Here is a 6,278-nt window from a genome sequence, read left to right as displayed (position 1 = left end):
GGCGGTACGGGCCCGGCTGCGCGGTGCGGGGCCGCGCGTCTCCCGCGGCGGCCTGTACCCGCTGATCCGGGCCTTCGCCACGGTCGTCGAGCGGGCCCGACCGGGGGCGGGGGGACACGACCACCCCGCCTCGCCCCCTCCCCCAGCCCCGGAAGGACCGACCGCGCCATGCCCCGATGCACATCATGCGAAGGAAGCGGCGAGTGTGCCGGGTGCGACGGGACCGGAGAGCAGGACAGCTTCTTCACCCGCCCCCGGTGCCAGGACTGCGGCGGTGACGGCGTGTGCCAGGCGTGCACGGGCCGCGGCGGGATCACCGGGAGCAGCCCTTCACCACGGAACAAAGGAGACTGACCGATGCCCATCTGGTTGATCGTCGAAGACGGGACGCCCACCACCGACGCAGGAGTCCCGCGTCGGGAGACCAAGATCCTGCGCCGCCTGAACGGCGACCGGACACGCAACGAGGCCCTCGTCGAACTGGCCAAGCTGGCCAGGAGCCACCGCCCCGACTCCCTCAAGGGCACCTCGTGCACCGTGGCCCGCGACGAGGACGGCTCGTTCTGGTTCCTCCCGAGGTCCGGCACGCCCCACACGGCATGCACCCTCCGCCTGATGGAGGAGATACGCCGCTGACGCTCCCGCCGGTCGCTACCGGGTGAGCCAGGTGTGGAGGCGTTGTTCGCAGTGGAGGATGGTGCGGGTGGGGACGCGTTCGTCGACCTTGTGGGCCAGAAGGGCGTCGCCCGGGCCGTAGTTGACGGCCGGGATGCCGATGGCGTTGAGGCGGGCGACGTCCGTCCAGCCGAACTTGGGCATCGCGCGCCCGCCGACCGCGTCCATGAACGCGGCCGCCGCGGGGTGGGAGAGGCCGGGCAGCGCGCCTGCGTTGTGGTGGGCCACCGTGAACTCCTCCACCCCGCAGTCCGCGAAGACCGCACGGACGTGGGCCAGGGCCTCGGCCTCGCTGCGGTCGGGGGCATAGCGGAAGTTGACGGTGACGGTGCACCCGTCAGGGATGACGTTGTCGGCGACGCCGCCCTCGATGCGGACCGCGTTGAGGCCCTCGTGGTATTCCAGGCCGTCGATCACGGGCTTGCGCGGCTCGTACGCGGCCAGCTTCGCCAGGATCGGGGCGGCGGCGTGGATGGCGTTGGAGCCCATCCAGCTGCGGGCGGAGTGGGCGCGCTCGCCGGAGGTACGCAGCAGCACGCGCAGCGTGCCCTGGCAACCGCCCTCCACCTCGGCGTTGGAGGGCTCCAGCAGGACCGCGAAGTCGGCGGTAAGCCAGTCCCGGTGGCTTTCGATCAGCCTGCTGAGGCCGTTGCGCCCGGGACCGGCCTCCTCGTGGTCGTAGAAGACGAAGGTGAGGTCGCGGTTGGGCTCGGGCACGGTGGCCGCGATGCGCAGCTGGACGGCGACGCCGGACTTCATGTCGGTGGTGCCGCAGCCCCACAGCACGCCGTTCTCGTCCAGGCGGGAGGGGACGTTGTCGGCGATCGGGACGGTGTCCAGGTGGCCGGCGAGGACGACGCGCTCGGCGCGGCCGAGGTGGGTGCGGGCCACGACGTTGTTGCCGTAGCGGTCCACCGTGAGGTGGGGCAGGGCGCGCAGGGCCAGCTCCACGGCGTCGGCGAGGACCTCCTCGTCGCCGCTCACGGAGGGGATGTCGACGAGCCGGGCGGTCAGCTCGGCCGCATCCAGGGTGAGGTCCAGTCCCGGGCGCGCGGTGCTCTCCATGGCCGACACGGTAGGGGCAGCCGGCGGGCCGCCCCGGCCGGGCCGGAAAATTCTCTGCCGCCGAGCGATGAGTTTTCGTGGTGGGGGCGGTCTTCCCTTTCGACAGCACTCACTCGAAGGAGACCAGCATGACCCGCAAGTCCGTGACCCACCGGGTGGAATCGACCGGCGCCACGGTCGCGTACGACGTCCTCGACGCCGTGCCGGACGGCGCCGGCGGCGCACGTGCGGCTGCGCAGCCGCCCGCCCTCTTCCTGATCGGTTCCCCGATGGACGCCACCGGCTTCGGCACGCTCGCGTCGCACTTCACCGACCGCACTGTGATCACGTACGACCCGCGGGGCGTGGGCCGCAGCGTGCGGACCGACGGGGCGGCGGAGACGCTGCCCGAGGAGCACGCCGAGGATCTGCGGAGGGTGATCGAGGCGGCGGGCGTGGGGCCGGTGGACGTGTTCGCCAGCAGCGGGGGCGCCGTCAACGCCCTCGCGCTCGTGGCCGGGCACCCCGCCCTGGTGCGCACGCTCGTCGCGCACGAGCCGCCGACCGCGCAGGTCCTGCCCGACCGGGAGGTGGCGCTGGCGGTGTGCGCCGACATCCACGCGACGTACCTGCGCGACGGGACGGGGCCGGCGATGGCCAAGTTCCTCGCCTTGGTGAGCCGTACGGGTCCCTTCCCGGCGAACTGGCGCGACGAGCCCGCTCCTGACCCGGCCGCCTTCGGGCTCCCGGCCGAGGACGACGGCTCGCGCGGGGACCCGCTGCTCGGGCAGAACATGCGCGGCTGCACCGCCTACCGGCCGGATTTCGCCGCCCTGCGGGCCGCGCGGACGCGGATCGTCGTCGCGGCGGGCAAGGAGTCGGAAGGCCGGTTCCCCGCCCGTGCGGCGGCCGGGGTCGCCGCGGGCCTGGGCATCGGGGTGACGCTGTTCCCCAGCCACCACGGCGGCTTCCTCGGGGGCGAGTACGGGCAGCAGGGCGAGCCGGAGGCGTTCGCGCAGACCCTCGGGGAGGTGCTGCAGCACACCGGGTGAGGCAGGTGCTCACCTCGTGGCGGACCAAGAGGGCTCGTTCATGTCCTCGTCCGTGGTGCCGGTCGTGGAGGAGAGGCCGCCGACTCCGAGGCCGAGTACGAGGAAGAGCACCACCAGGACCTTCGCCCCGGTGCTCAGCAGCAGCGGCCGGGTGCCCGACACCGGCGTGGCGGGCGGCGGGGTCTGCAGGCCCTGGGCCGAGACGGGGGCCGGGACGGGGGCCGGGGCCGGGTCGCCGAACAGGCGCTTCGGGTAGGCCGAGGTCAGCATCATCACGTACGCCAGGTACCGCATCCGGAACCGCGCCACCGCGGCCACGGCCCCGTACACCGGCTGCGGCATCCGCCCCAGCACCAGCGCGATCAGCCAGAACACCCAGCAGACGGCCGCCCACCCGTACTGGAGGAGGCTGGTGACGATGGCCGCCGGGATCAGCAGGACCAGCCGGAACAGCACCGCCAGCCGGTTCAGCTCGCCCGGCCGGAGCTCGATCCGCACCGGGTGGCCGGGGGCGTCGAAGGAGAACGGCGGGTACTGGTCCACCAGCAGCATCGCGCTCGCCGACACCCGGGTGTCGTACGCCAGGAACCCGCCGAGGAAGCGGGCGATGCCCTCCGGGAGCCGCCCCTGCACCAGGGCGGCGAACCAGCCCGCGATCGTCACGAAGAACGCCGCGATGCCGAGCACGGCCACCACGATCAGCTGCGGCAGCAGCAACAGCCAGCGCAGCAGCACCGTCCAGCGCCGCTGCCGGCCCGGCGGGGGCACCTCGAGCTCGGGCAGGTGCTCGCCGGCGGGCCCGTACGCGGCATCGGGCGGGCGGGGGGTCCAGCCAGTGGTCATGGGACGCTCCTGCTTCCTGCTGCTTCATGCTCACGGCCTCCGGTTCCCGGAATGTCGGGTTCCGTTCGTACGTGCTGCATACGTACCGCGCGGCGCCCGCCGCTCCAAGGACCCGGGCGGCATGTTGCCCCGCCCAGCCGACGACCCGTTGTCAGTGCCTCCCGTTACCGTCACGGCATGAGAGCCGATGGCACCTTCACCGTAAAAGCATTCACTCCGACCGCTCTGAAGCCCGAGCCGGAGGTCACCACCGGGCTGCCGGTCGGGGTGGCGACCATCGAGAAGCACTTCGAGGGCGAGGTCGCCGGGCGCTCGGCGACCCTGTTCACCTCCGCCTACGACCAGGCGGCCGGCGTCGGCACGTACGTGGCCATGGAGTCGTTCGAAGGGGCCCTGCACGGCCGGGAGGGTGCGTTCAACTTCGTGCACTCCGCGACGACGAGCGGCAGCGACCGCACGGCGGAGTTCTTCACCATCGTGCCGTCGAGCGGAACGGGCGAGCTGGCCGGGATCGCCGGGGGCGGCGGAATGGCCGTCGAGGCCGACGGCACCCATCGGATCTGGTTCGACTACCACCTCGGCTGAAGCGGGCCGGGCCGCACCGGGGGGCCTGTCGCCGCGGCTCAGGAGCCCGGGACGACCAGGCCCGTCTCGTAGGCGACGACCACCGCCTGGGCCCGGCTGCCCAGGCCGAGCTTTCCCATGGCCCGGTTGAGGTGGGTCTTGACGGTCGCCTCGCTGATGTACAGCCGGCCGGCGATCTCCTGGTTCGACAGGCCCCTGCCGGTCAGCGTCAGCACCTCGCGCTCCCGGCCGGTCAGCGCGTCCAGGGTGGGCACGGGTGCCTCCCGCTCGCCCCCGCCCGGTCCGGCGCGGTCGGCGAAGGCCTCGACGAGCCGCCGGGTCACGCTCGGCGCGAACAGGTGGTCCCCGCCGGCGACCGCGGCCACCGCCGTCAGGAGCCGTTCGGGTCCCGAGTCCTTCAGCAGGAAACCCGACGCGCCGGCGCGCAGCGCCCCGTACACGTACTCGTCGAGGTCGAAGGTGGTCAGGACCAGGATCCGCGGCGGGGGGTCCCCGGCCTCGGCGAGGATGCGGGCGGTGGCCGTGATGCCGTTGGTGCCGGGCATGCGCACGTCCATCAGGATCACGTCGGGGCGCAGCCGCGCGGCGAGCTCCACGGCCTCCTCGCCGTCCGCGGCCTCCCCCACGACCGTGGTGCCGGGTGCGGCCTTGAGAAGGCCGACCAGGCCCGCCCGGATGAGGAACTGGTCGTCGACGACGAGGACGCTGATGGCGCGGCTCATGCGGGGGCCTCCTGGGGGCGGTGCGCGGTGGTACGGGGGCGGGGACTCAGCCCTCCGGTCCGCTCGGAGGGAGCCGGCCGCCGCCCGGGCCGACGCCGTCGGCCCCGTCGCGGCGATCCGCGGCGGACGGTGCGCCGGAGCGCGCCGACAGGGGCAGGGTGAGCCGTACGGCGAAGCCCCGGCCGTCCTCGCGCGGGCCGGTGTCGACCCGTCCGCCGTACAGCTTGGCGCGCTCGCGCATGCCGATCAAGCCGTGTCCGCTTCCGGCCGGAACTCCGGCCGGAACTGCTCCCTCGCCGTCGTCGGTGATCTCGACCGTCAGCGCCTTGGGTTCGTAGTGGACGTCGATACGGGCGGCCGCTCCCGGGGCGTGCTTGAGGACGTTCGTGAGCGACTCCTGGATCACGCGGTAGGCGCACAGGTCCGCTCCGGGTCCGAGGGGGCGCGCCGTGCCGCGGACGGTGAGTTCCACCGGCGTGCCGCCGGCGCGGACGCGTGCGAGGAGGTCGGCGAGCCGCTGCAGGCCGGGCATGGGGCGTTCGGGGGCGCCGGGTTCGTCGCTCTCGCGCAGGAGGGCGAGCATGCGGCGCATCTCGTCGAGGGCTTCCGCACCGGTGTCGGCGATGGTGTCCAGGGCGCCGCGCGCGGTGGCCGGGTCGCTGTCGAAGACGAACCGGGCCAGTCCCGCCTGTACGGAGATCACGGCCATGTGGTGGGCGACCACGTCGTGGAGCTCGCGGGCGATGCGGCTGCGTTCGGCGGCGATCTCCCTGAGGGCGCGCTGCTCCTGCTCGGCTGCCAGTTCCCGGGTCAGCTCGGTGGTCTTGCGGGCGAGCGTCCCGAACCACCACAGCACGGCGGGGAAGACGACGGCCTGGCCGGCGGCGGCCGCCAGGGAGCCGTGGTCGCCGCGCACCTCGTCCAGGAGGCCGGCGCCGAGCCAGGTCAGGCCGGTGATGACGGCTCCGGGCGCGGAGATGCGGGCGGGACGCAGCGAGGCGAGGGTGAAGGTGGCGAGGAGGGTGGCCAGCGAGTTGACCACGGGCCAGTAGCCCAGGCACACGTAGACCACGAACCCGGTCTGGGTGACCGCGAACACGGCGACCGGGAAGCGTGTGCGGACCAGTGCCGGCAGGTTGACCAGGACGATGAGTGCGTAGCCCGTCGGGTCCAGCGGCGGCCAGCCCTGCGTGGCCGAATCCCGCCCGAGCAGCAGGGCCAGCGCCGTCATCGCGATCCCGATGACGACGTTGGCGATGCGGCCGGAAAGGGGGCGGAGCTGCATCGCCGCAGCCTAGCCGCCCGGTGCCGCGCCGTGGCCAATGAGGTTCCCTGCCCAGGGGGTTGGGGGTGGGGT

General features: G+C 73.5%; 7 protein-coding genes. 3 read left to right on the top strand and 4 right to left on the bottom strand.

What is annotated here, in order from left to right; translation table 11 throughout:
• The first annotated feature begins 357 nt into the window (after nucleotides 1-357).
• Entirely contained in the window at nucleotides 358-636 is a 279-nt protein-coding gene (locus ABZ924_RS30655; protein ID WP_361916871.1) for a hypothetical protein, read from the top strand.
• 15 nt (nucleotides 637-651) lie between these two features.
• Here the strand turns inward: ABZ924_RS30655 and dapE are convergent, their stop codons facing one another.
• Nucleotides 652-1,740: a succinyl-diaminopimelate desuccinylase gene (gene dapE, locus ABZ924_RS30650; RefSeq protein WP_361916868.1), complete on the bottom strand. Its 1,089-nt coding sequence runs from the start codon at nucleotides 1,738-1,740 to the stop codon at nucleotides 652-654.
• Between the two features lie 128 nt (nucleotides 1,741-1,868).
• Between dapE and ABZ924_RS30645 the strand changes: the two genes are divergently transcribed.
• Entirely contained in the window at nucleotides 1,869-2,771 is a 903-nt protein-coding gene (locus ABZ924_RS30645) for an alpha/beta hydrolase (RefSeq protein ID WP_361916865.1), read from the top strand.
• Nucleotides 2,772-2,780: 9 nt separating this feature from the next.
• Here the strand turns inward: ABZ924_RS30645 and ABZ924_RS30640 are convergent, their stop codons facing one another.
• Complete coding sequence (locus ABZ924_RS30640; RefSeq protein ID WP_361916862.1) at nucleotides 2,781-3,614, bottom strand: DUF4389 domain-containing protein; 834 nt, start codon at nucleotides 3,612-3,614, stop codon at nucleotides 2,781-2,783.
• Nucleotides 3,615-3,791: 177 nt separating this feature from the next.
• On the opposite strand from ABZ924_RS30640, the gene ABZ924_RS30635 reads away from it, so the two are divergent.
• Entirely contained in the window at nucleotides 3,792-4,199 is a 408-nt protein-coding gene (locus tag ABZ924_RS30635) for a DUF3224 domain-containing protein (RefSeq protein ID WP_361916859.1), read from the top strand.
• 38 nt (nucleotides 4,200-4,237) lie between these two features.
• On the opposite strand, the gene ABZ924_RS30630 is transcribed toward ABZ924_RS30635, so the two are convergent.
• Together ABZ924_RS30630 and ABZ924_RS30625 are read right to left on the bottom strand one after the other, a co-directional pair.
• Nucleotides 4,238-4,921, bottom strand: coding sequence for a response regulator transcription factor (locus ABZ924_RS30630; protein WP_361916856.1), 684 nt, complete (start codon nucleotides 4,919-4,921; stop codon nucleotides 4,238-4,240).
• Nucleotides 4,922-4,967: 46 nt separating this feature from the next.
• Nucleotides 4,968-6,206: a sensor histidine kinase gene (locus tag ABZ924_RS30625; RefSeq protein ID WP_361916853.1), complete on the bottom strand. Its 1,239-nt coding sequence runs from the start codon at nucleotides 6,204-6,206 to the stop codon at nucleotides 4,968-4,970.
• Nucleotides 6,207-6,278 lie beyond the last annotated feature (72 nt).

Source organism: Streptomyces sp. NPDC046876 (assembly GCF_040645035.1).
GTDB lineage: Bacteria > Actinomycetota > Actinomycetes > Streptomycetales > Streptomycetaceae > Streptomyces.
Note: the sequence above shows the minus strand (reverse complement) of the source record. Positions and strands in the feature narration are given on the sequence as shown.